Annotated in this window: 23 protein-coding genes; 16 read left to right on the forward strand and 7 right to left on the reverse strand. The window is 56.6% G+C overall.

The features are described 5' to 3' along the window. Positions 1 to 147: 147 nt before the first annotated feature. The 3 genes from ACFL9S_RS12990 to ACFL9S_RS13000 form a co-directional block, all read right to left on the reverse strand. Positions 148 to 876 carry an acid phosphatase gene (locus ACFL9S_RS12990; RefSeq protein ID WP_405262326.1) on the reverse strand — a complete coding sequence of 243 codons (729 nt, stop codon included), beginning with the start codon at positions 874 to 876 and terminating at the stop codon, positions 148 to 150. Positions 877 to 1,107: 231 nt separating this feature from the next. Further along, the gene (mrcB, locus tag ACFL9S_RS12995) at positions 1,108 to 3,645 is read right to left on the reverse strand and encodes a bifunctional glycosyl transferase/transpeptidase (protein ID WP_405262327.1); all 2,538 of its coding nucleotides are present in this window, start codon (positions 3,643 to 3,645) and stop codon (positions 1,108 to 1,110) included. 164 nt (positions 3,646 to 3,809) lie between these two features. After that, positions 3,810 to 4,772 (reverse strand): LysR family transcriptional regulator, encoded by a 963-nt coding sequence (locus ACFL9S_RS13000; protein ID WP_405262362.1) that lies wholly within the window; start codon positions 4,770 to 4,772, stop codon positions 3,810 to 3,812. A 168-nt stretch (positions 4,773 to 4,940) separates the two neighbouring features. Between ACFL9S_RS13000 and ACFL9S_RS13005 the strand changes: the two genes are divergently transcribed. From ACFL9S_RS13005 to ACFL9S_RS13035, 7 genes are all read left to right on the forward strand, one after another. Then, complete coding sequence (locus ACFL9S_RS13005; RefSeq protein ID WP_405262328.1) at positions 4,941 to 6,404, forward strand: NAD(P)-binding domain-containing protein; 1,464 nt, start codon at positions 4,941 to 4,943, stop codon at positions 6,402 to 6,404. Next, positions 6,401 to 6,883, forward strand: a complete 483-nt coding sequence (locus tag ACFL9S_RS13010) for a hypothetical protein (protein ID WP_405262329.1) — start codon at positions 6,401 to 6,403, stop codon at positions 6,881 to 6,883. Before ACFL9S_RS13005 ends, ACFL9S_RS13010 begins: the two co-directional genes overlap by 4 nt. After that, positions 6,880 to 7,446 (forward strand): peroxidase-related enzyme, encoded by a 567-nt coding sequence (locus ACFL9S_RS13015; protein ID WP_405262330.1) that lies wholly within the window; start codon positions 6,880 to 6,882, stop codon positions 7,444 to 7,446. The genes ACFL9S_RS13010 and ACFL9S_RS13015 overlap by 4 nt, the downstream gene beginning before the upstream one ends. A 38-nt stretch (positions 7,447 to 7,484) precedes the next feature. After that, positions 7,485 to 8,225, forward strand: a complete 741-nt coding sequence (locus ACFL9S_RS13020) for an amino acid ABC transporter ATP-binding protein (protein WP_405262332.1) — start codon at positions 7,485 to 7,487, stop codon at positions 8,223 to 8,225. A 17-nt stretch (positions 8,226 to 8,242) separates the two neighbouring features. Next, on the forward strand, positions 8,243 to 9,070 hold the full coding sequence (locus ACFL9S_RS13025) for a transporter substrate-binding domain-containing protein (RefSeq protein WP_405262333.1): 828 nt from the start codon (positions 8,243 to 8,245) through the stop codon (positions 9,068 to 9,070). Between the two features lie 68 nt (positions 9,071 to 9,138). Beyond that, positions 9,139 to 9,846 carry an amino acid ABC transporter permease gene (locus ACFL9S_RS13030; RefSeq protein ID WP_405262334.1) on the forward strand — a complete coding sequence of 236 codons (708 nt, stop codon included), beginning with the start codon at positions 9,139 to 9,141 and terminating at the stop codon, positions 9,844 to 9,846. A 19-nt stretch (positions 9,847 to 9,865) separates the two neighbouring features. After that, positions 9,866 to 10,558 (forward strand): amino acid ABC transporter permease, encoded by a 693-nt coding sequence (locus ACFL9S_RS13035; protein WP_405262335.1) that lies wholly within the window; start codon positions 9,866 to 9,868, stop codon positions 10,556 to 10,558. A gap of 78 nt (positions 10,559 to 10,636) precedes the next feature. On the opposite strand, the gene hrpB is transcribed toward ACFL9S_RS13035, so the two are convergent. Further along, complete coding sequence (gene hrpB, locus ACFL9S_RS13040) at positions 10,637 to 13,087, reverse strand: ATP-dependent helicase HrpB (protein ID WP_405262336.1); 2,451 nt, start codon at positions 13,085 to 13,087, stop codon at positions 10,637 to 10,639. Positions 13,088 to 13,270: 183 nt separating this feature from the next. Here hrpB and sfsA point away from each other — a divergent pair, with 183 nt between their 5' ends. The 8 genes from sfsA (at position 13,271) to panD (ending at position 19,990) form a co-directional block, all read left to right on the forward strand. Beyond that, positions 13,271 to 13,975 (forward strand): DNA/RNA nuclease SfsA, encoded by a 705-nt coding sequence (sfsA, locus tag ACFL9S_RS13045; protein ID WP_405262337.1) that lies wholly within the window; start codon positions 13,271 to 13,273, stop codon positions 13,973 to 13,975. Between the two features lie 369 nt (positions 13,976 to 14,344). Beyond that, entirely contained in the window at positions 14,345 to 14,800 is a 456-nt protein-coding gene (dksA, locus tag ACFL9S_RS13050) for an RNA polymerase-binding protein DksA (RefSeq protein WP_133842225.1), read from the forward strand. A 65-nt stretch (positions 14,801 to 14,865) separates the two neighbouring features. Continuing rightward, a complete protein-coding gene (gene gluQRS / locus ACFL9S_RS13055) occupies positions 14,866 to 15,774 on the forward strand; it encodes a tRNA glutamyl-Q(34) synthetase GluQRS (protein WP_405262338.1) in 909 nt (302 codons plus the stop codon). A 58-nt stretch (positions 15,775 to 15,832) separates the two neighbouring features. After that, positions 15,833 to 17,254 carry a polynucleotide adenylyltransferase PcnB gene (pcnB, locus tag ACFL9S_RS13060; protein ID WP_405262363.1) on the forward strand — a complete coding sequence of 474 codons (1,422 nt, stop codon included), beginning with the start codon at positions 15,833 to 15,835 and terminating at the stop codon, positions 17,252 to 17,254. Next, positions 17,251 to 17,730, forward strand: a complete 480-nt coding sequence (gene folK, locus ACFL9S_RS13065; RefSeq protein ID WP_405262339.1) for a 2-amino-4-hydroxy-6-hydroxymethyldihydropteridine diphosphokinase — start codon at positions 17,251 to 17,253, stop codon at positions 17,728 to 17,730. Before pcnB ends, folK begins: the two co-directional genes overlap by 4 nt. 150 nt (positions 17,731 to 17,880) lie before the next feature. Next, on the forward strand, positions 17,881 to 18,675 hold the full coding sequence (gene panB, locus ACFL9S_RS13070; protein WP_405262364.1) for a 3-methyl-2-oxobutanoate hydroxymethyltransferase: 795 nt from the start codon (positions 17,881 to 17,883) through the stop codon (positions 18,673 to 18,675). A gap of 14 nt (positions 18,676 to 18,689) precedes the next feature. After that, complete coding sequence (panC, locus tag ACFL9S_RS13075) at positions 18,690 to 19,544, forward strand: pantoate--beta-alanine ligase (RefSeq protein WP_405262340.1); 855 nt, start codon at positions 18,690 to 18,692, stop codon at positions 19,542 to 19,544. Positions 19,545 to 19,609: 65 nt separating this feature from the next. Beyond that, entirely contained in the window at positions 19,610 to 19,990 is a 381-nt protein-coding gene (gene panD / locus ACFL9S_RS13080) for an aspartate 1-decarboxylase (RefSeq protein WP_405262341.1), read from the forward strand. Positions 19,991 to 20,108: 118 nt separating this feature from the next. Here panD and ACFL9S_RS13085 read toward each other — a convergent pair whose 3' ends face one another. Then, positions 20,109 to 20,879 carry an ABC transporter permease gene (locus tag ACFL9S_RS13085; RefSeq protein WP_405262342.1) on the reverse strand — a complete coding sequence of 257 codons (771 nt, stop codon included), beginning with the start codon at positions 20,877 to 20,879 and terminating at the stop codon, positions 20,109 to 20,111. Continuing rightward, the gene (locus tag ACFL9S_RS13090; protein WP_405262343.1) at positions 20,876 to 21,802 is read right to left on the reverse strand and encodes an ABC transporter ATP-binding protein; all 927 of its coding nucleotides are present in this window, start codon (positions 21,800 to 21,802) and stop codon (positions 20,876 to 20,878) included. Before ACFL9S_RS13090 ends, ACFL9S_RS13085 begins: the two co-directional genes overlap by 4 nt. A gap of 107 nt (positions 21,803 to 21,909) precedes the next feature. Between ACFL9S_RS13090 and can the strand changes: the two genes are divergently transcribed. Next, positions 21,910 to 22,572, forward strand: a complete 663-nt coding sequence (gene can, locus ACFL9S_RS13095; RefSeq protein WP_405262365.1) for a carbonate dehydratase — start codon at positions 21,910 to 21,912, stop codon at positions 22,570 to 22,572. Between the two features lie 97 nt (positions 22,573 to 22,669). Here can and hpt read toward each other — a convergent pair whose 3' ends face one another. After that, the gene (gene hpt / locus ACFL9S_RS13100) at positions 22,670 to 23,206 is read right to left on the reverse strand and encodes a hypoxanthine phosphoribosyltransferase (RefSeq protein WP_405262344.1); all 537 of its coding nucleotides are present in this window, start codon (positions 23,204 to 23,206) and stop codon (positions 22,670 to 22,672) included. Between the last annotated feature and the right edge of the window lie 114 nt (positions 23,207 to 23,320).

Genomic DNA, 23,320 nt, shown 5'->3' on the forward strand with positions numbered 1-23,320 from the left:
AAGTTCTGCAAGGGAAAATGGTCCATATGATCTGCCACACAAGCGGCATGGGCATTGGCTTAGATGTTAAAAGCGGGTGTTTTTTTGACGACCGGGGAAAGGTTTCCCCGGTGATATAGTGAGGCAGGATGAACACGTCACAGTGAGTTAATGGTTAAGCTCCTGTTTTACCTGTTTTAAAGCCGTCATAAAGGCCGGGATGGTGTGCAGGTGCGCAAACTCAGCGGCACCGACATAGCGCCCGGCATCCACATCGCTTTGCCAGTGCGCACCACAAATGACCCGGCTCTGACCAAACTCATAAGCGCGTTTCGCCAGTTCCTGCGCACGGTCGGGTTTTGCTTCTGCCAGCACCAACCCCAGCAACGTGCCGTAACTGGTATGCCCGGAAGGATAAGAGCCGTCTTTGCGCAACTCAGCTTCATCCTCAGGCAGGCAGGTGTGATGATTAAAAACGACAAAGGGGCGGGTACGCATATAGTATTTTTTCGCACCACCAGGCGCATAGTCCGATCCAGGCAACTTCAAATCGTTGATCATTTTCCAGGTGGCTGGCGTTTGTGTCTCACTCAGCGTCACGCCCAGCGCGGGTGAAAAGGTTTTTGCCATACTGGCGGTATCCAGCCTGGCATCCTGTGTTGCCTGTTGCCAGCGTGGCGAACCTTTCATCGCGTAGCCTGCCAGATAGGCTGCTTTGTCGAGGGTAAATGCAGGACTGTCGTCTTTGGGTGGCGGTGGCAGGTAGAACTGGCTGTTGACCACGTCAGCAGCGGTGTGAAACGGCGCGATACCGTCCGTTGTGTTGGCCTGAGCCTGGGTGTGGGCAAACAATGCTCCGCTCAGCAGCAGGCCGGAGTACAAAAAGTGATGTTTCATCTTTTAAGATCCTTTTAAATTAACCAGCGCAACTATCCTTGCTGAGACCACCCGGTAAAAATGGGATCTGGGTCTAAATTTATAGCGTTATCTGGAATTTGGTGGAAACCTGGCATGTAAAATCAAAAACGCTAACGCATAAAAGTAAGAGGGATCTGTTATCAAATGCGTGAAAAAAAGGCGAAAAAAAAGCCGGTTTCCCGGCTTTTTTTATTCAGAAAATGCTGTCAGTTACTGACCAAACATATCTTTAATCCAACCTGCCACGCCATCACCATCCTTCTGCTGATTTTGCGGCTGCTGACCCTGTTGCTGCCCTTGTGGCTGATTTTGCTGCTGCAACATCTGTTGCTGCTGCTGAACCTGCTGCTGTTGCTGCTGGCACAGTGCATTCGCATCCGTGGTCCAGACTGGCAGGCTACGCCAGCTGCTGCTGGCACTGCCGCAGACAAAGTTACCGGCAGAGTCCACGTTCATCGGTGCAATATCTTCCGGTGGCGTGAGCATTAACGGCATCGGTGCCTGTATTTCCAGATAACGACGATACAGCTGCATCGCCCCGCTGGAACCGTACAGTTTCGTCGGCTGGTTATTATCACGCCCCACCCAGGTGATGGCGACTTCTTTGCCATCGATCCCGGCAAACCAGGTATCCACCTGATTGTTAGTGGTACCGGTTTTGCCTGCCAGCGTCGCTTTCGGATACTTAGCCCCAAGCGCACGCGCCGTACCATGATCCACCACCTGCTGCATGCTGTAGAGCGTCAGGTAAGCACCCTGCGCCGGAACGGCACGTTCTGCCTGCGGGAAACTCTGATACAGCACGCTGCCATCTTCAGCAATCACGGAACGCACGGCGGAAAGCGGCGCGCGGCTACCGCCGCTGGCAATGGTCTGGAAGGCCTGCGCCACTTCGATCGGCGTCAGGTTCAGCGCCCCCAGCAGCATCGACGGAACAGGATTCAGCTGCTCTTTCGGTACACCCAGTTTGGTCCAGGTATCCACCACCTGCGGCAGGCCCAGCGTCATCCCCAGGTTCACCGTTGGAACGTTCATGGAGTTGGTCAACGCATCCACCAGCATCACCTGCCCGCTGTAACGACGGTCATCGTTCTGCGGTTTCCACACCTGGCCGTTAGGCTGTTTCAGCGCAATCGGATTATCCGCGAGCCAGGTATTCAGACGGTAAGTATCCGGCTGGCTCAGCGCGGTCAGATAGGTTGCCGGTTTTGCCAGTGAACCAATCGAACGACGCGCCTGCAAGGCACGGTTATAGCCCGCGAACTGGGGATCGGCACCGCCGACCATCGCGCGAACTTCACCGCTGAAGCGGTCTACCACCACCATCGCCGTTTCCAGATCGTTGACCCCACGCTGTTTACGCAGCGCCGGGATCCCCTCTTCTACTGATTTCTCAGCGGCATCCTGCGATACCGAATCTAACGTGGTGAAAATTTTCACCCCGGAGAGATCCTTCACCTTATCGCCAAGTTTGCTCTGCAACTCGTTACGCACCATCTGCATAAACGCAGGCTGCGGAGTGATTACGCCGCCTTTCGGCTGCACGCCCAGCGGGCGCGCGCTCAGCATGTCGTACAGCTCCTGGTCGATCACCTTCTGCTGCTGCAACAGACGCAACACCAGGTTACGACGCTCCAGTGACAGCTGCGGGTTACGCCACGGGTTATACAGCGATGCGCCTTTCACCATCCCCACCAGCAGTGCCTGCTGGTCAAGGCTCAGCTCATCCACCGGACGACCAAAATAATACAGGCTCGCCAGCGGGAAACCACGGATCTGATCGTTGCCTGCCTGGCCGAGATACACCTCATTGAGGTACAGCTCCAGAATGCGGTCTTTGCTGTAACGCGCATCCATAATCAGTGCCATATAGGCTTCGTTGGCTTTACGCCACAGCGAACGTTCGTTAGTGAGGAACAGGTTCTTCACCAGCTGCTGGGTCAGCGTACTTCCGCCCTGCACTGCGCGTCCGGCAGTGATGTTGGCAACAAAAGCACGGCCAATCGAATAGAGGCTGATGCCATCATGCTGATAGAAATGGCGGTCTTCGGTCGCGACCAGCGTATCCACCAGCAGGTCCGGGAACCCGGTGCGTGGCACAAACAGGCGCTGTTCGCCGTTTGGCGACTGCAACATGGTGATCAGACGCGGATCGAGACGGAAGAAGCCGAAACTGCGTCCGTTATCGAGGTTCTTAATATCGCTCAGCTGATCGCCGCTGAAGCTCAGACGTGCGCGGATCTGCCCCTCTTTGCTGTCGGGGAAATCAAACGGACGACGGATCATCTCAATGCTGTTGGCCTGCACGGTAAATTCGCCGGGGCGCGTCATGCGCGTCACTTCGCGATACTGTGTGCCTTCCAGCAGCGTGATCATCTCTTTTTTGTTGTACGACATGCCTGGCTCAAGGTTGACCATGCGGCCATACACCGTGGCCGGTAGCTGCCAGACTTTGCCATCAATACGGCTGCGGATCTGCGAATCAAGGTAGAAACCATAAATGGCCATCACCACCGCGAAGATCAGGAAAAGCTTAAACAGTAAGCCTATCCAGCCCCTTTTCTTACGCGTACCGCGTCCCTTTCCTTTACTTGGCATCGAAGCGACCTCTTCCTCATCCAGATCTTCATCATCCTGATCGTCATAATCATCATATTCTTCTTCCCTGCGGCGACCACGCCCCGCTTTGTTGCGCGCAGGCTGGGGCTGTTTTCCTTTACGCCCGATAGGTTCGCGATCGTCAGACATCTCGTTTATTTCTCCAGAAGCAGGCGTCGGCCAGGCCGACTACTTTCGTCGTATGATGACAGTTACGGAACCAGAACCTTCTGAAAGCCTCTGGCAGACACGCAAGCGCGACAGAATACCATTTATTACTGGCGAGCATCTATTGTGCCTTTGCAACAAAAACCTTAATTCTCCTGATGCAGCGACTGCATTACGCGCGCATGTTCATTCGCGTCCAGGCAAACAAACTCCGGCAGCAGGCTGGCCGCCGCCTGTTTTAAGGCATCAATCAAGGCCAGAACGCTGGGGCGCGGTGGCCGGGATTGTGGCGTGGTGACACCAAAGTAATAAGGAATATCCACATCCAGCGCTCTGATCACCACGCCTGCCACGGGCAAACCGTAAGCGGTAACCGGCTCCATAATCGCCACACCTAATCCCGAGCGAATGCAGGACAAAATATTCACCGATGAGTTGGTTTCGATCACACCCGCCGGTTTGACTTTTGCCTTACGCAGTACCTGCTCATAGCGCCTGCGCAGACGATAGGGGTTGTAAGGGGTGATCAACTTGCGCGACATTAAGTCGGTTAACAGCACCTGCTCTTTCTGTGCCAGCGGGTCATCTTCCCTCAGCGCCATCACGCAGCGCGACTGACCAATCCAGTGAACCTGCGCCCCCTGATGCTCCAGCGGCAGGCTGCTGATGCCTAACTCCGCCTGGCCGGTAATGATGGCATGTGCCGTTTGTTCGGCGGAATCGCTCAGGATCTGCACCGAATCATCCAGATTCACCTGCGCCAGCGCCACGGGCAGCAGCCCGGAGGACATCGACGGCGTGGCGGCAATCAGCAGTGGGGTTTTTTCTTCTTTCCAGATCTCATTGGCACGCAGGCGTATCTGTTGCAGCGACGTCAGCGCCGTCTCAACATACTCATGCAGACGCAGTGCCTGCTCGGTCGGGTAAATGCGTGGCCCGTTACGCAAAAAAAGCGGATAACCGAGGGTGTTCTCCAGATCCTGAATCAGCCGGGTCACGGCCGGCTGCGAACGTTGCAGAACTTTTGCCGCTGCCGTCACACTGCCGGACGAAATGACCGCCGAGAAAGCCTGTAACTGGCGCAGGTCAAGATCGTTAAGTGAAGCCAGGTTCTGCATACGGGAATCCTTTATTTTTCAACAGCCATAATTATCAAGTGCAATTTTTGAATAAGCTAATTATTAATTAGTATTAAGAATACGCATACATGCTAATCCATAATGCGTTTTCCATATAATTCATTATATGCATTTACTATGACAAACAGGGGCAAAATAATGTCAGCAGAGAGTGATAACAAAACCGGTTTAGACGCCTTGCAACAACGCCTGGCTGAGGATTTGTCTCTGCTGGAGCTGCCCGCCAAACCCTGGGTTCCCGCACGTGTTTACCACGGCAATGCGGTGCGTGACGTGGTAGTGATTGGCGGCGGTATGTGCGGCCTGGCCACCACCGCCAAGCTGATCCTGAGTGGGATCACGAATGTCGTCGCCTACGACGCCGCCCCTGCCGGGCGGGAAGGACCGTGGGTGACCTTTGCCCGTATGGAAACCCTGCGCTCCCCGAAAACCCTGCACGGACCGGCACTCGGCCTGCCGCAGCTGACCTTCCGTGCCTGGTTTACCGCGCATTGGGGAGTCGACGCCTGGGAAGCGCTGGATAAGATTCCTAAAGATCAGTGGATGGATTATCTGGTCTGGTATCGCCAGGTGCTGGCGCTGCCGGTACACAATGATGTGCGCATGACCGGCATCACCGCCACAGACGATCTGATCGCTATCGATCTTGAAGGGGCAGAAACGGGCCGGATCTATACCCGGCATCTGGTGCTGGCGACAGGACGTTCCGGCCTGGGCGGCTTTGCCATTCCTGATTTCCTGCAAGGCGTTGACCGCTCCCTCTGGGCGCACTCTGCGGATGATATCGACTTCACCACACTGAAGGGCAAGCGCCTGGCGGTGATCGGCGCGGGGGCGTCATCGATGGACAATGCTGCTGCGGCACTGGAGTCCGGTGTCGGCTCAGTGGACCTGCTGATCCGCCGCAAAGCGATGCCACGCATCAACAAGATGACCGGTATCGGCAGCCAGGGCGTGGTGCAGGGTATGCATCTGCTGCCTGACGCGTGGAAATGGAAGTTTGTCGACTACACCAACACCACCCAGACACCGCCGCCGCGCTCCTCCACCCTGCGCGTCTCCCGTCATGGGAATGCCCGCTTCCTGCTCGACTGCGGCATCAACGCCGTTGAAGAAGAAGCGGGCGCACTGCGGATTGATACCACCCAGGGGCCGCTGCATTACGATTTTCTGATCGCCGCCACCGGCTTTTCCAATGATTTTAACGGCCGCCCGGAATTTGCGGCGATAGCGCCGCATATCCGCACCTGGTCGGATGGCCGCTACACGCCGGACATGGGCGCACCGCGCCCTGGCATGCTGGCGTCACCGGACCTGGGGCCGAATTTTGAATTCCGTGAGCGGGTGCCGGGCGCCTGCCCGATGCTGGCGAAAATTCACTGCTTTAACGATGCCGCCATGCTGACGCACGGCAAGGTATCGGGTGATATCCCGGCGGTCAGCGCCGGAACGGAGCGCCTGGTACGCGGTATTGCCGCCGCACTGTTTGCTGAAGATGTCGACGCACACTTCACCAGTCTGGTGGCTTACGACATCCCTGAACTCCAGGGAGATGAATGGACTGATTCCACTCCCCAACTTCAAAAGGATAACGCATTGTGATTGATGCTATCGACAAGGCAGCAGGCCTTGCCGCCGATGATGCGCTGTACGCTACCCGACGCTTTCGCCCGGAATTTGTTCAGGGTGCCGAACTGTGCCGCCTCTCCGTGCTGCACCCCGAAAACGACCAGGGCCTGTCTGCCGACTGGCGTCTTGCGGTGGCCCTGCGCATTGTCACACTGAATGCCGATGAGGCGCTTATGGCTGAATACCGCGCGCAGCTGGCGGCGCTAACGCCTGACGATACGCTGCTGGCCTTCGCCAGCGCGGCTCCCGTCTCCGGCGAACCGCTGGCGACCCTCGCCCGCCATGTTGACCGGGTCACGCTGACGCCGGGTGAAGCCGAAGCCGGTGATATCACCCGCCTGGCCGCAGCGGGCTTTAACAATCCGCAGATCGTCGCGCTCTCTGAACTGATCGCCTTCGTGAATTTTCAGACCAAAGTGGCCAGCGGTTTGCGCCTGATGAGGTTGTTATGATCCCGTCCGTTACCCTGAAGCCGCTGACCTGGCACCCGCATATCGCTCCGGTAGAAGTGGCAGACGCCACGCCGGCGCAGATTGAAGCGATGAAGGTCACGCCATCGAACAAGAAGATCTCAGAATATGTGCGCACGCTGGCACACGATCCCGAGAGCTATGTGGCCCGCACCGTGCTGTTCAATGCCATTATGTATGTTGACGGCGGTCTGCCGCATGCCGACCGCGAACTGGGTGCGCTTGGGGCATCGATCGTGAATGGCTGCAAGTTCTGCGCCGTGGTCCATGCGCGCCGCCATGCCAGTCTGACCAAAAGCAACGATGTGGTCAGCGCGCTCTATTTCGATAAACCCGAACAGCTCGGTCCCCGCGATGCGGCAATCCACCGCTTTGCCCGTCGTCTGTCGGCCGTGCCCTCGGAAGCGACGGCGGAAGATATCGCCCTGCTGAAATCCGTTGGCATGAATGACGTCGATATTGTCGACCTGATCCACGCCATCGCCATCTTCGGCTGGGCAAATCGCCTGATGCACGTTCTCGGCCACGCCGATAGCGGAAACTGAAGCACCTTAACGCCACCTGTGCCAGGAAACTGACCAACATGCTTGAACTTGACAATATTAAGCTCGCCTACGGTAGCTCAGAAATTCTGAAAGGCGTGAACCTCTCGGTGAAACGCGGTGATGTGCTGTCGATTATTGGCCCCAGCGGCACCGGCAAAACCACGCTGCTGCGCTGCATTAACTATCTGGCGAAGCCTTCATCCGGCAGTATTACCTTCGATCAGATCCGCATGGATTATCAGTCCGTCGACAAAAATGCCGTTCAGGCGATCCGTCTGCGTACCGCGATGGTTTTCCAGCAGTTTAACGTGTTCAAAAACATGACGGTCATTCAGAACGTGATGGACCCGCTGATTGTCGTGCAGCGTAAATCCGCGGATGAAGCGCGTAAAATTGCCCTGGAAGAGCTGGATCGCGTCGGTTTGTCTGACAAGCGCGACCACTATCCGTCTCAGCTTTCCGGCGGGCAGCTGCAGCGTACCGGCATCGCCCGTGCGCTGGCGGTGCGGCCAGATGTGATCCTCTTCGATGAACCGACCTCCTCGCTGGACCCGGAGCTGGTCGGTGAAGTGCTGAAAGTGATCAAAGACGTCACCTCATCGGGGATCACCTCGCTGCTGGTCACCCATGAGATGCAATTTGCTAAAAATGTCTCAAACCGCATCGTGTTTATGGATCAGGGCGTTGTCGCGGCGGAAGGTAGCCCGACGGAGATTTTTGACACGCCGTCAAATCCACGACTCGCGCAGTTCCTCCAGTCCGAAACAACTCTCTACTAATTAAAAGGATAATAACAATGCCTGCAAACACCGCTCCTTTCCGTCGTCTGACACTGGCGTTACTCGCCGGGGTCGCCATCGTGGCATCCGGCATGGGTTCTGCCTATGCACAAACGCCTGTCCGCGTTATTAAAGTGGCTACCGCAGCAGAATCCAAGCCGCTCTCCTGGGGCGCCATTGGTCATGAACCGCAGGGCTACGAGCCGGACCTGCTGAGAGCGATTAACGCCAAACTGCCGCAGTATCGCTTCGAGCTGGAAGGTGCCGCAGATATTGCCCAGGAAACCGGGCTGGCAACCGGCAAATACGATATGGCGACCGGCGGCTTCTACACCGCTCCGGCACGCAGCAAACAGTTCCTGATCCCGGCCACCCCGATGGGGGCCAGCCTGATGAAAATTTACAGCCGCACGGACAGCAACATCAACACCATGAAAGACCTGGTGGGTAAGAAAATTGTACCGGTGACTGCCGGTGGCGGCGTCTATAAATTTGTCACTCAGTGGCAGCAAGAGAACCCGAACGATGCGGTGAAAATCTCGGCATCCAGTGCCGGTATTCCTTACCCGGATCGTCTGAAAGAAGTGCAGCGTGGCAAGTACGATGCCCTGATCCTGCCTTCAAACCTGGGTGAGCAAACCGTTATCGACACCCAGAAACTCGACATCAAAGCGAGTGAGCCGGTGTCAATTAACAATACTTACGTGCTGATCCACCGCTCAGAAGAAAACCAGAAACTGTCTGATGATATTGATGGCGTACTGAAAACCCTGAAAGCCGATGGCACCCTGGACAAACTGTCGCAGAAGTGGTTCGGCGAAGACGTGGTGAAGTACATCAAGTAACCCTGACGATGACCCGGCGCTGCCGGGTCAACGGTCAATGCCGACATTATTAGCAGGAGTGTTTCACCATGGATCTTACCGTCATGATCCCAGAGCTACTCTCGGCCTTGCCGTTAACGCTCGCGATTATGTTTGTGGCGCTTATCGCAGGCTTCGTGCTGGCGCTGATGGCCACAACCTTCAGGGTTCGCAGGATACTGGTGCTCAGCCAACTGGCTGACCTTTACGTCTCCTATGCCCGCAGCGTGCCGGTGGTATTGCAGCTGTTCGTGGCGTTCTACGGGCTGCCTGTTTTTGTCGCCTTGTTTGATATGAAAGATTTCGTTACGCCAACGCTGGCGTCGATGGTCGGGCTGAGCCTGTATCACGGCGGCTATCTGTCCGAGGTGATCCGCCCGGCCTGGCTGGCGGTGGAACGCGGCCAGCATGATGCGGCAGACAGCCTGGGCTACAGCTTCTGGCAAAAACTCACCCGTGTGGCCGGGCCACAGGCGTTGCACATTGCGTTACCGGGTTACGGCAACGCGGTGATCTACATGATCCACAACGTGGCGCTGGTGATGTATATCGGGGCCGCTGACATTATGGCGACCGCGCATCTGGTGATGGAGCGGGATTACAACCAGTACCAGTTCAGCACCTATCTGGTGTTGGGTGTGCTTTATTCCCTGCTGTGCCTGATTTCCTGGCTGATTGTGCGCGTCTTCGAGCGTCGGTTCTCTCGCTACACCTCGAAAACAGCGCCCTCCAGAATTAAGCTCACGGCGAGCATCTGACTGAAGAAGGTGATTAACCATGTTTGATTTAGATGTCTTGCTGCCGGATTTTTTAAGCATTATGGACGCCGTGCCATTAACGCTGATGATGGCCGTGACGATTTTTATCTTCTCGACGCTGGCAGGCGGTCTGTTTGCCCTGATCGAATACCGACAAATCCCGGTGCTGCGGGAACTGGTTGTGGGCTACAAGGTGGTGTTTAAAGGCGTGCCGATGGTGGTGATGATTTTCCTCGCCTACTACGGCCTGCCTCCGGCACTGCACTTCAGCGCTTCGCTGGTCGGCGTTGACTATAACGGCCACTCGATGCCGAACTGGGTGATCGTGATCGTCGCGCTAACGGCCTGCGTGTCCGCCTTCCAGGCCGAAGTGATCAAAGGGGCGCTGAACTCCTTTGATACCGGCCAGTCGGACGCCGCGCGTTCGCTGGGGTACTCCAACGGCCAGCTGTTCCGGCGCGTGCTGTTTCCTCAGACGATCATTGCCGCGATCCCGGATCTGGCAAACTCCTTTATGGTGATCATGAAGGCGCTTTCGCTGGCCTTCGCCATTGAGGTGGTGGATATCTTCGCCCAGGCACAGCTGACGGCAGCACTGAACTACTACTATCTGGAAGCGTTCCTGGTGGCGGTGGTGTTCTATATGGTGATCGCCTGGGTGATCACCAAAGTGGCCGACAAACTGGAAGCACGGCTCAGGATCAGAACCTGAGTTTCGCGGGTTGTGGAAAGAGCATCGCCCTGGCCGATTACCGGGGCGATGGTCGTCAGGCTGGCTGACAGTGGAAGGTTACTTCTTGGTTTCTGACGGGGAAAAGCGTTTCACCCGGCTGGTGGGCAAGGTATTGGCCGGATCGTCGGGCCACAGATGCTTCGGATAGCGCCCTTTCATCTCTTTCTGCACCTCCCGATAAGCACCCGACCAGAAGCCCGCCAGGTCACGGGTGATCTGCAACGGTCGATGCGCCGGGGACAACAGCTCCAGTACCAGCGGCACGCGTCCGTTTGCCACGCTCGGGTTTTTCGCTTCGCCGTACATCTCCTGTAAACGCACCGCCAGCGCCGGGGGCTTATCCTGATGATAGTGGATAGGCAAACGGCTACCGGTGGGCACCACATAATGGGTGGGCAGTACCGCGTCCAGCTGCTGGCGCTGCGCCCAGCTCAGCAGTTGCGCTAGCGCGCTGGCGACATCGAGCTGGCGCAACCCTTTACCATCACGCACGCCGCTCATCGCAGGCAGCAGCCATTTTTCCAGCACCGCCAGCAGCGCTGGCTCCTCCGCATCGGGCCAGCCCCCCTCCGGCAGCCATTGCGCAGCACACACCAGACGTAAACGCAGCTGTTCTGCCTGCGGCGTCCAGTTGAGCACCGACAACCCTTTGGTGCGCACCCAGCGCAGCATCGCGCTGTGAAGCTCGCCCTCTTCGGGTTTTGCCAGCGGCCGGGATTTCAATACCAGCTGGCCGATCTGCTCGCGTCGCCAGGCACGCAGCGTGCCTTTTTCCTCATCCCATTCAACATCCGTCTGCTGCTGGACCAGCTCAGGGCACTGGCTGACCAGCCGCTCAATATCCAGCGGCAACGCCTGTAGCATACGCGCATCCGGCTGGCTGTTTCCCTGCAACAGGGCGGGGGCGATCAGCCATTCATGGCGCGTTAAACCGTCTTCACGATCGAGCGACGCGCCGCTGCCGTTCGCTAACTGGTAGCGCCCGTCCACGCCACGCCGCCGCGCAATCCGGTCAGGAAACGCCGCCGCCAACAGCGGGGCGATAAGATCGTCGTCAGCCCGCCCGCCGGTGATCGTCAACCGTTGCTGAAGCTGGCGTGCGCGGCGCTGCCACTGCGGCAGACGGCGATGAAAACTGTCACGCAGATCCGTGCTGCCGCGCACCGGTTCCTCCAGCATCGCCACCAGCTCTGCGGCGGTGGCCACCGCGTTAGCATCCTGCCCGGCGGCCATGAGCAGCGCAGCAAAGCGCGGTTCACTGCCCAGCGTCGCCATTTTACGCCCGCGTGTCGTCAACCGGCCTTCATCATCCGTTGCGCCCAGCTGACGCAGTAACTGCCGGGCAGCGGCGATCCCGGCTGCCGGAGGCACATCCAGCCACTTCAGCTGGCTGACATCCTGGCAGCCCCACTGCAACAGATCGAGCCACAGCGCCGCCAGGTCGCTGTTGAGGATTTCCGGTTCGCTATGGGCAGCAGCGCGCTCCGCCTGTTCACGTGCAATCAGATGCAGACAGATGCCAGGCTCCAGACGCCCGGCACGTCCGGCGCGCTGGGTCATGGATGCCTGGCTGACGCGCTGCGTTTGCAGCCCGGTCACGCCGCTGCGCAGATCAAACTGCGCGCTGCGCTCCTGAGCACTGTCCACCACCAGGCGGATACCTTCAATGGTCAGGCTGGTTTCCGCAATATTGGTCGCCAGCACCACTTTACGCCGCCCGTTTGGGGAAGGCAGGATCGCCCGGCGCTGTTCAGCCAGCGACAGCGCACCGTACAGCGGGCAGAGGTCAACATCGCTGCCGACTCTTTCCGCCAGCTGCGTTTGTACGCGCTGAATTTCGGCCACGCCGGGCAGAAACAGCAGCATCGATCCCGACTCCTCACTCAGCAACTGGCTGGCCTGCCGGGCAACCGCGTCGTCAAAACGCAGGTTGGCTGCCAGAGGCTGATAACGGCGCTCCACCGGAAACGATCGCCCTTCGGAGCTGATTAACGGCGCATCCGGCAGCCATTCGCGCAGCCGCGAGTTGTCGAGCGTCGCAGACATGATCAGTACTGTCAGGTCATCACGTAGTCCGCCCTGCACATCCAGCAACAGCGCCAACGCCAGGTCGCCTTGCAGGCTGCGCTCGTGGAACTCATCGAGGATCACCAGCGACACGCCGTCGAGCATCGGGTCCTGTTGCAGCATGCGCGTCAGGATCCCCTCGGTCACCACCTCCAGGCGGGTCTGTTTTCCACTGCGGCTTTCCCCCCGCATGCGGTAACCCACGGTGGCTCCTGGCTCTTCTCCCAGCTGTTCAGCCAGCCGTTGCGCCACATTACGTGCCGCCAGCCTGCGGGGTTCAAGCAGCAGGATACGCCCGGAAAAACCGGCCTGTTGCAGGATCTGAAGCGGCAGCCAGGTGGACTTCCCGGCCCCGGTGGGCGCAGCCAGCAGCACCTGCTTTGATGTCTGCAATGCCGCCAGCAGCTCAGGTAATACGGCACTGACCGGTAATGAACTCACGTTTTGCTCCATAACGACATGGTCTAATTTTTGCGGGCATTGTAGCATTGCCCGCGAGGGATTGAGCGCAGGACGCAACGCGTGTTGGCAACGACCCACCCCGTTCATCTGCCTGTCACATTTCTGCGCAACGCTACGCAGCCTGCACTGCTGCTGCCGCGCTATTTACGATAAGGAATTCCTATGGAATTTGGCCCCGGCTTGCAGTCAGCACAACTGATTAAACGTTATAAACGCTTTCTGGCCGATATTGTGACACCGGAAGGGGAAACCCTGACCATTCACTGCGCGAATACTGGCGCGATGACCGGATGTGCCACGCCAGGCGATACGGTCTGGTACTCAACATCGGCCAGCCTGACGCGGAAATATCCGCACAGCTGGGAACTGACGCAAACGCAGCAGGGGCACTGGATTTGTGTGAATACCCTGCGCGCTAACGGCCTGGTGCGTGAGGCACTTACCGCTAATCGTATTCCAGCGTTATCCGGTTACGACAAAATTTTACCTGAAGTGAAATACGGCAGCGAAAACAGCCGGATTGACTTCCTGTTACAGGCAGATAATCGCAGTAACTGCTATATTGAAGTCAAATCCGTGACGCTATTACAGCAGGGTAAAGGGTATTTTCCGGATGCGGTGACCGAGCGTGGCCAGAAGCATTTGCGTGAACTGATGCAGATTGCACAGTCTGGCCATCGGGCGGTACTGTTCTTCGCCGTTCTGCATTCGGGGATTGAGGACGTTTCCCCGGCGCGTCATATTGATGCACGCTACGCGGAACTATTGGCACAGGCACAACAGAGCGGCGTTGAACTGCTCTGTTATAAGGCGCAGTTATCACCCGAAGGGATCAACCTGCACAGCCCCCTGAAGGTGGAGTTGTAAAACTTAGCGCAATTTGTTTTGATACGGCCAATCTGCATTTCCAACCGATTTCAAACGGCAGAAAAGTGGCAACCGAAAGAATCTCCTAATGCTTACATCAGGTTAAGTACAGGGGGGAAAAGACGAAGCCAACATCGCTGTAGATTGAGAGAGGAAGATGAGCCGCGCTAAATACGCTTTTCCTCACATGCTTGTCAATAGATGTTCAGGAATAATTGCTAACCTTGACCGCTTCTGTTATTTATAGCGGCCTGTTTTTTTCCCCTTAGTGGGATCGATACCCGAAAATTCGGGTTGCAGGGTAGCTGTCAACGCACCTGCAGCTTAAAGATGAAGGGTGTGTAGTGCGTGTTATCCAGGAGAAACAACATGCAAGAAGGGCAAAACCGTAAAACATCGTCCCTGAGTATTCTCGCCATTGCTGGTGTGGAGCCATACCAGGAGAAACCGGGCGAAGAGTATATGAACAAAGCCCAGCTGGAGCACTTCAAGAAAATTCTTGAAGCCTGGCGCAACCAGCTTCGGGATGAAGTGGACCGCACTGTTTCGCATATGCAAGATGAAGCCGCTAACTTCCCGGACCCCGCTGACCGCGCAACTCAGGAAGAAGAGTTTAGTCTTGAACTGCGTAACCGTGACCGTGAGCGCAAGTTGATCAAGAAGATCGAGAAGACGCTGAAGAAAGTGCTGGATGACGATTTTGGCTACTGTGATTCCTGTGGCGTTGAAATCGGTATTCGTCGCCTTGAAGCACGTCCAACGGCTGATCTTTGCATTGACTGCAAAACGCTGGCGGAAATCCGCGAAAAACAAATGGCCGGTTAACGGTCATTGATTGAGCAGTGAAGCAGGGGCGGTCTCCGCTGCCGCTTCACTGCTCATCTATTCATATGTCATCATCTTATATTGGGCGCTTCGCCCCCTCCCCGTCTGGCGACCTGCATTTCGGCTCACTGATTGCTGCTTTAGGCAGTTATCTACAGGCACGTGCGCAGCATGGCATCTGGCGAGTCCGTATTGAAGATATCGACCCTCCCCGCGAAATTCCCGGCGCCGCAACGCGCATCCTGAAGCAGTTGGAAGATCACGGGCTGGAATGGGATGGCGATGTGCTGTGGCAGTCGCAACGCCATGATGCTTATCGTGCAGCATTACAGGACCTGCAACAGCAGGGGCACTGTTATTACTGCACCTGTACCCGCAGCCGGATCCAGCAAACAGGCGGGTTATATGATGGTCACTGCCGCACGCTGGGTCATGGTCCACATCAGGCTGCGCTGCGTTTAAAAGTCGACCATCCGGTGCTGGCGTTTAACGATCGGCTACGCGGGCGTGTGGAGGCCGACCCTAAACTGGCGTGTGAAGATTTTATTATTCATCGCCGTGACGGGCTGTTTGCCTATAATCTGGCGGTGGTGGTTGATGACCATTTTCAGGGCATCACTGAAGTGGTGCGCGGGGCAGACCTGATTGAACCCACGGTGCGCCAGATAACGTTGTATCAACAGTCTGGCTGGCGTGCGCCCGCACATTTACATCTGCCGCTGGTGCTTAATCACGACGGCAATAAGCTGTCCAAGCAGAATCATGCTCCGGCGCTGCCCGCAGGCGATGCGCGCCCGGCACTGGTGGATGCATTGCGTTTTCTCGGCCAGAGCGTCTCCGCTGGCTGGCGCGATTTAACGCTAACAACACTATTACAGCAGGCCATTGATAGCTGGGATTGCGAAAAAATCCCAATTAACGACGCCATGCTGGCGCATACCGCGACTTCGGCATTCTCAAACGGCTCACTCTGAGCTATGATTAGCCGCTGTTTTTACTGACCAGAATTCAATGTCACTATCGAGGTGTCCCATTTTTACCCGAGTTGCTAATTTTTGCCGGAAAGTCCTCAGTCGTGATGAGGTGGCGCCAGCCGTGGTCGAGGAAGTGCGCCAGATGGCCGTCGTTCCACGTGACGCCCATAACATCTCGCGCAAGGACATCAGTGAAAATGCCCTCAAGGTTCTGTATCGCCTGAATAAAGCCGGATATGAAGCCTACCTGGTAGGTGGCGGCGTGCGCGATTTGTTGCTGGGTAAAAAACCGAAAGACTTCGATGTGACCACCAACGCCACGCCGGACCAGATGCGTAAGCTGTTCCGCAACTGCCGCCTGGTCGGTCGCCGCTTCCGTCTGGCGCACGTGATGTTTGGCCCGGAAATTATCGAGGTTGCCACCTTCCGTGGGCACCATGAAGCCGAGCAACAGGTTGCCGATGACCGCAACAGCTCACAGCGCGGCCAGAACGGCATGCTACTGCGCGACAATATTTTTGGTTCGATTGAAGATGACGCTCAGCGCCGCGATCTGACCATTAACAGCCTGTATTACAGCGTGTCTGACTTCTCCGTGCGTGATTACGTCGGTGGCCTCAGCGATCTGCAACAGGGCATCATCCGCATGATCGGCGACCCGGAAACCCGCTACCGTGAAGACCCGGTGCGTATGCTGCGCGTGGTGCGTTTTGCCGCCAAGCTGGATATGAGCATCGCAGCCGAGACGGGCGAACCTATCCCGCGTCTGGCGACACTGCTGAATGATATTCCCCCGGCGCGTCTGTTTGAGGAAACCCTTAAACTGTTGCAGGCGGGCTACGGCCACAATACCTATCTGAAACTGCGCGAATATCAGTTGTTCCAGCCGCTGTTCCCGATCATCACCCGCTACTTCACCGAACAGGGTGACAGTAATATGGAGCGGATGATCCTTCAGGTGCTGAAAAACACCGACAGCCGTATCCACAACCAGATGCGTGTGAACCCGGCGTTCCTGTTTGCGGCCATCTTCTGGTATCCGCAGCTGGAAGCGGCACAGAAAATTGCCCAGGAAAGCGGCCTCGCGTATTACGATGCGTTCGCCCTGTCGATGAATGATGTGCTGGATGAAGCCTGTCGTTCGCTGGCGATCCCGAAACGTATCACCACGCTGGTGCGTGATATCTGGACGCTGCAGCTTCGTCTGTCGCGCCGCCACGGCAAACGTGCATGGAAGCTGATGGAACATCCTAAGTTCCGTGCCGCCTACGACCTGCTGGCACTGCGCGCCGAAGTGGAACATAACCACGAGCTGCAACGTCTCACCACCTGGTGGAGCGAGTTCCAGGTTTCTGCGCCACCGCAGCAGAAAACCATGCTTAACACCCTGGGTGACGATCCGGTGCCACGCCGTCGTACCCGCCGTCCGCGTAAACGCGTGCCGGGCAGCCCACGTCGCGATCATAATAACGACGCATGATCCGCGTTTATCTGGCGCTGGGCAGTAATCTGGCCGACCCGTTGCATCAGGTGCAGTCTGCACTGAATGCACTGGCGGCCATTCCTGATACAACGCGGGTTGCCACCTCTTCCCTCTACCGCACGCCACCTTACGGTCCACCCGATCAGCCTGATTTCCTCAACGCCGCCGTGGCGCTGGACACCCGACTGGATGCCGAGTCCCTGCTGAACCATACCCAGCGTATTGAGCTGGAACAGGGCCGCGTTCGTAAGGCACACCGCTGGGGTCCACGTACCCTCGATCTCGATATCATGCTGTTTGGTGAGCAGACGCTGAACACACCGCGCCTGATCGTGCCGCATTATGATATGCACAACCGCGCCTTTATGCTGCTGCCGTTACTGGAAATTGCCCCTGAGCTTTGCCTGCCGGATGGTACGCGCCTCGCTGATATTCTGACCACTCTCGACAGCAGCGACATCCGGCACTGGTAACACATCATGGTCGGGCATGCCCGACCCCTACGAAATGCGGTGTCATCTGGCATCATCGTAGGGGCGAGGCATGCCTCGCCTGCGACAGTGCTGACATCCCTCTTCCCTTCCTTTAAGATACTGCCCAACTGGATTTCTTTAGGTGGAATGATGAAACCGACGACTGTCTCGACCCTGCATCAGTGGAAACAACAGGGGCGTAAATTTGCCTCGATTACCGCGTACGATTTCAGTTTCGCTAAACTCTTTGCCGATGAAGGCATTGAAGTGATGCTGGTCGGGGATTCACTCGGCATGGTAGTACAGGGCCATGACTCCACGCTGCCCGTGACGGTGGCAGATATTGCCTATCACACGCAGGCGGTACGCCGTGGCAGCGCCAATGCCCTGCTGCTCGCCGACCTGCCGTTTATGAGTTACGCCACACCGCAACAGACTTTTGATAACGCCGCTACGCTGATGCGTGCCGGGGCCAACATGGTCAAACTGGAAGGCGGAAAATGGCTGGCAGAGACGGTAAAACAGCTGACTGAACGTGCCGTCCCGGTTTGCGGCCATCTTGGCCTGACGCCCCAGTCGGTGAATATTTTTGGCGGCTACAAAGTGCAGGGGCGCTCCAGCAGTGATGCGGACCGCCTGCTGGACGATGCGCTGGCGCTGGAAGCCGCGGGCATGCAGCTGGTGGTGCTGGAGTGCGTGCCGGTGGCACTGGCGCAGCGTATTACTGAAGCCCTGACCATTCCGACCATCGGCATTGGTGCCGGTAACGTCACCGATGGCCAAATCCTGGTGATGCACGACGCCTTTGGCATCACCGGCGGTCATATCCCGAAATTCGCCAAGAACTTCCTCGCTGAGGCCGGGGAGATCCGCGCCGCAGTGCGCCAGTATGTGGCCGAAGTGGAAGCCGGAAGCTATCCGGCTGCCCAACACAGTTTCCAGTAACCGAGGAGTAAGCCGTGCTGATTATTGAAACCCTGCCGATGCTGCGCCGTGAAGTGCGGCGCTGGCGCCAGGATGGCAAGCGCATCGCGCTGGTTCCCACGATGGGTAACCTGCATGACGGGCATATGACGCTGGTCGATGAAGCACGCGCGAGTGCCGATATCGTCGTGGTGTCGATTTTCGTTAACCCGATGCAGTTTGAGCGCGCTGATGACCTGGCACGCTACCCGCGTACATTGCAGGAAGACTGCGAAAAACTGAACCGACGTGGCGTTGACCTGGTGTTCTCTCCTGCGCCTGGCGAAGTTTACCCGAAAGGCCTGGGTGAACAGACCTTCGTTGACGTTCCCGGCCTCTCTACGCTGCTGGAAGGTGCCAGCCGCCCCGGTCACTTCCGTGGCGTCTCCACCATTGTCAGCAAGCTGTTCAATCTGGTGCAGCCCGACATCGCCTGCTTCGGTGAAAAAGATTATCAGCAGCTGGCGCTGATCCGCAAAATGGTGGCGGATATGGGCTACGATATTGACATCGTCGGTGTACCCACCGTGCGCGCCAAAGATGGCCTGGCACTCAGTTCGCGTAACGGCTACCTCACCGCCGATGAGCGCAAAATTGCCCCCGTGGTGAGCAGGGTCATGAACAGTATTGCGGAGAAACTGGGCCAGGGCGAACGCCATGTGGATGCACTGATTGCAGAAGCTGAAAGCGCCCTCAGCGATCGGGGTTTACAGCCTGACGGGCTGGCGATTGTCGATGCCGATACGCTGCTGCCGCTGAATGTCGACAGCCAGCGGGCAGTGATCCTGATGGCGGCCTGGCTGGGTAAAGCACGGTTGATAGATAACCAACAGGTTGATCTGACGCAGTAGACAGCAGCGCCCTCTCAGGCAATACTGACGACCGTTTTTTTGAATTGATTGCAGAGTGACTCTTTATGAACCGAACTATGTTGCAGGGCAAACTTCACCGGGTCAAAGTGACTCAGGCGGACCTGAATTACGAAGGTTCCTGCGCCATCGACCAGGACTTCCTCGACGCTTCCGGCATTCTGCAATACGAAGCGATTGATATTTATAACGTGAACAACGGCCAGCGTTTTTCCACCTACGCGATTGCCGCAGAACGGGGTTCAAAAATCATTTCGGTGAACGGTGCGGCAGCGCGCTGTGCCTGCGAAGGTGACCTGCTGATTATCTGTTCTTACGTGCAGATGTCCGGTGCGCAAGCGCGTGAATGGCAGCCCAAAGTGGCCTATTTTGAAGGCGACAACCAGATGAAGCGTCTGGCGAAAGCCGTGCCGGTTCAGGTCGCGTAAATATCGCAAAACGGGCCGACAGAAAGAAATGTCGGCCCGTTTTTCGTAGCGACCGATCATCTTTTCCGATCGGCCCGCTCTGCCAGATTGACCTCTTTTCCGGTCAACCCGCTTCACATTAAGTACGTAACCCACGTCCCCGCTGAATTAACACCCACACCAGCGCGTAAAACACCACGATAAACGCCACCAGCACGCCCAGCGTAAACACCAGTGGCACATCGTTAATTCCCAGGAAACCATAGCGGAAGCCGCTGATCATATAGACGATCGGGTTCAGCTTAGACACCATCTGCCAGACAGGCGGTAACAGCGTCAGCGAGTAAAACACGCCCCCTAAATAGGTCAGCGGCGTCAGCACAAAGGTCGGGATCAGGCTGATATCGTCAAAAGTACGGGCAAACACCGCGTTCAGCAGCCCCGCCAGTGAGAACAACACCGCCGTCAGCACCAGCGTAATCGCCACCATCAGCCATGAATGCACCTGGAACGGCACGAAGAACAGTGAAATCGCCGTCACCAGCACGCCCACACAGATACCGCGCGCCACACCGCCGCCCACATATCCAGCAATGATCACGTGCGTTGGCACCGGCGCCACCAGCAGCTCTTCAATATTGCGCTGGAACTTGGCGCTGAAGAAAGAGGAGGCCACGTTGGCATAGGCATTGGTGATCACCGCCATCATGATCAGGCCAGGCACGATAAACTGCATATAGCTGAAGCCGTGCATTTCACCAATGCGCGAACCAATCAGATTACCGAAGATAATAAAATAGAGCGTCATGGTGATCACCGGCGGCACCAGCGTCTGGATCCAGATGCGCGCGAAGCGGTTCACTTCCTTACCCCAGATGCTTTTCAGCGCCACCCAGTACAAATGTGTCATGCTTTATCTCCTTTGCGACCGTTCACCAGGTCGACAAACAGCTCCTCAAGACGGTTGGCTTTATTGCGCATACTGAGCACCTGTACCCCCTGATGACTGAGCTGGCTGAATACGCTGTTCAGGCCCTGCTCACGCAGCACTTCCACTTCCAGCGTTGAGGTATCGGCCAGGCGATACTGGAACCCCTCCAGCTTCGGCAGCGGGCTTTTTGGCGCGAGGTCGAGGATGAAGGTTTCTGATTTCAGCTTGGACAGCAGGCCTTTCATCGAGGTGTTTTCCACCAGCTCACCGCGCTGGATAATGCCGATATTGCGGCACAGCATCTCGGCTTCTTCCAGATAGTGAGTCGTCAGAATAATGGTGGTGCCCTGCGCATTCAGCTCTTGCAGGAAGCTCCACATTGAGCGACGCAACTCGATATCAACGCCTGCGGTAGGTTCATCGAGGATCAGCAGCTTAGGCTCATGCATCAGCGCACGGGCAATCATTAAACGTCGCTTCATCCCGCCGGAGAGCATACGCGCACGTTCGTTGCGTTTCTCCCACAGGTCCAGCTGTTTGAGGTACTTTTCAGCGCGTTTCTGCGCTTCTGCTTTTTCCACACCGTACAGTCCGGCCTGGCTGACCACGATCTGCAGCACCGTTTCAAACTGGTTAAAGTTGAACTCCTGCGGCACCAGACCCAGCTGGCGCTTGGCGTTCACCACGTCCTGCTGGAGGTCGTAGCCAAACACCCGCACCTTACCGGAGGTTTTGTTCACCAGCGAACTGATAATGCCAATGGTGGTGGACTTGCCTGCGCCGTTAGGCCCCAGCAGCGCATAAAAGTCGCCGGCTTCTACCGCAAGGTCGATTCCTTTAAGCGCCTGAACCCCACCTGCGTAGGTTTTAGTTAGCTTTTCAAGCTCCAGTGCATAAGTCATAGGTTAAAGAGTGCCCTGTTTTGTTGTGGTTTCTTGTTTGTCGTTTTCAATTGCGCCGCGTTACCCTATATTACTGTACGCATTTCGAGTTATTGGCCGACACCATGATGAAAGACATTGAAACCCTTATCAGCAACAACCGCCAGTGGTCCAGGCTGCTGAAAGAGGAAGATCCCGGTTTCTTTGAGCGTCTCGCTCAGGCACAAAACCCCCGTTTTCTCTGGATTGGCTGTTCAGACAGCCGCGTACCTGCCGAGCGCCTGACCGGGCTGGAGCCGGGTGAACTGTTCGTTCACCGTAACGTCGCTAACCTGGTGATCCATACTGATTTAAACTGTCTTTCGGTCGTGCAATACGCGGTTGAAGTGCTGGAAGTGGAACACATTATTATCTGTGGTCACTACGGCTGCGGCGGCGTTAAAGCGGCAGTTGAAAATCCAGAGCTTGGCCTGATCAACAACTGGCTGCTGCATATTCGCGATTTGTGGTACAAGCATAGTTCGTTACTGGGCGAGCTGCCGCCAGAAAAACGTTTCGATAAACTGTGCGAAATCAACGTGATTGAGCAGGTGTATAACCTGGGTCACTCGACCGTGATGCAGTCAGCGTGGAAACGTGGGCAGAAGGTCAATATTCACGGCTGGGTTTACGGCATCATGGATGGTTACCTGCGCGATCTGGGCGTCAGCTCAACCAATCGTGAAACCCTTGAACAGCGCTATCGCCAGGGTATTGCTAACCTGCTCAACGACCCGGACCTGAATCCGTAGCCTCTCTTCCATACTCTAAATAATTCGATCTGAATGACGAGCACGAATGGTATAACAGGCCGGAGGATCCGGCCTTGGTCGATTGTGCTCTGCCGGATTATTCGTCCAGCATCACCACTTTGCCCACATACGGCAGGTGACGATAGCGCTGGGCGTAGTCAATACCGTAGCCCACCACAAACTCATCTGGGATGGCAAAGCCGACATATTCAACGGGCACATCCACTTCGCGACGCGACGGTTTATCCAACAGGGTACAGATCGCCAGTGACTTCGGCCCACGCAGGCTGAAGATCTCACGCACTTTGCTCAGCGTATTACCTGAATCGATAATATCTTCGACGATCAGCACGTCTTTACCACGGATATCTTCATCCAGATCTTTCAGGATTTTCACATCACGCGTGCTCGACGTACCGTTGCCGTAGCTGGAAGCCGTCATAAAGTCGACTTCATGGGGAACATCGATGGTGCGGCACAGGTCGGCCATAAACATAAATGAGCCACGCAGCAGGCCCACCAGCACCATTTCGCTGCCGCTGTCACGGTAGTGGTCACTGATTTGCTTGCCGAGTTCGGCAACGCGGGATTTGATCTCAGCTTCGGAGATCATCACTTCAACGGTGTGTTTCATAGATAAGATTTCGTCGATTGCTCAGGGAAAGCGGTGAAGTTTATCACACTTCAACGATGCATCGATCACTGTTGCGCCCCCCTTTCTCTCAGCGCCACCAGTAGACATATAGAC

The sequence above is a fragment of the Erwinia sp. AnSW2-5 genome (genome assembly GCF_045107195.1).
Classification (GTDB): domain Bacteria; phylum Pseudomonadota; class Gammaproteobacteria; order Enterobacterales; family Enterobacteriaceae; genus Erwinia.

Bases quoted from the DNA above. Each gene is read 5' to 3' on its own strand.
- gluQRS (WP_405262338.1), top strand. From the start codon at position 14,866: ATGTCATCATCTTATATTGGGCGCTTCGCCCCCTCCCCGTCTGGCGAC.
- ACFL9S_RS13020 (WP_405262332.1), top strand. From the start codon at position 7,485: ATGCTTGAACTTGACAATATTAAGCTCGCCTACGGTAGCTCAGAAATT.
- folK (WP_405262339.1), top strand. From the start codon at position 17,251: ATGATCCGCGTTTATCTGGCGCTGGGCAGTAATCTGGCCGACCCGTTG.
- sfsA (WP_405262337.1), top strand. From the start codon at position 13,271: ATGGAATTTGGCCCCGGCTTGCAGTCAGCACAACTGATTAAACGTTAT.
- ACFL9S_RS13030 (WP_405262334.1), top strand. From the start codon at position 9,139: ATGGATCTTACCGTCATGATCCCAGAGCTACTCTCGGCCTTGCCGTTA.
- can (WP_405262365.1), top strand. From the start codon at position 21,910: ATGAAAGACATTGAAACCCTTATCAGCAACAACCGCCAGTGGTCCAGG.
- ACFL9S_RS13025 (WP_405262333.1), top strand. From the start codon at position 8,243: ATGCCTGCAAACACCGCTCCTTTCCGTCGTCTGACACTGGCGTTACTC.
- panD (WP_405262341.1), top strand. From the start codon at position 19,610: ATGAACCGAACTATGTTGCAGGGCAAACTTCACCGGGTCAAAGTGACT.
- ACFL9S_RS13015 (WP_405262330.1), top strand. From the start codon at position 6,880: ATGATCCCGTCCGTTACCCTGAAGCCGCTGACCTGGCACCCGCATATC.
- hpt (WP_405262344.1), bottom strand. From the start codon at position 23,206: ATGAAACACACCGTTGAAGTGATGATCTCCGAAGCTGAGATCAAATCC.
- ACFL9S_RS13035 (WP_405262335.1), top strand. From the start codon at position 9,866: ATGTTTGATTTAGATGTCTTGCTGCCGGATTTTTTAAGCATTATGGAC.
- mrcB (WP_405262327.1), bottom strand. From the start codon at position 3,645: ATGTCTGACGATCGCGAACCTATCGGGCGTAAAGGAAAACAGCCCCAG.
- ACFL9S_RS13005 (WP_405262328.1), top strand. From the start codon at position 4,941: ATGTCAGCAGAGAGTGATAACAAAACCGGTTTAGACGCCTTGCAACAA.
- ACFL9S_RS12990 (WP_405262326.1), bottom strand. From the start codon at position 876: ATGAAACATCACTTTTTGTACTCCGGCCTGCTGCTGAGCGGAGCATTG.
- ACFL9S_RS13085 (WP_405262342.1), bottom strand. From the start codon at position 20,879: ATGACACATTTGTACTGGGTGGCGCTGAAAAGCATCTGGGGTAAGGAA.
- panB (WP_405262364.1), top strand. From the start codon at position 17,881: ATGAAACCGACGACTGTCTCGACCCTGCATCAGTGGAAACAACAGGGG.
- dksA (WP_133842225.1), top strand. From the start codon at position 14,345: ATGCAAGAAGGGCAAAACCGTAAAACATCGTCCCTGAGTATTCTCGCC.
- ACFL9S_RS13090 (WP_405262343.1), bottom strand. From the start codon at position 21,802: ATGACTTATGCACTGGAGCTTGAAAAGCTAACTAAAACCTACGCAGGT.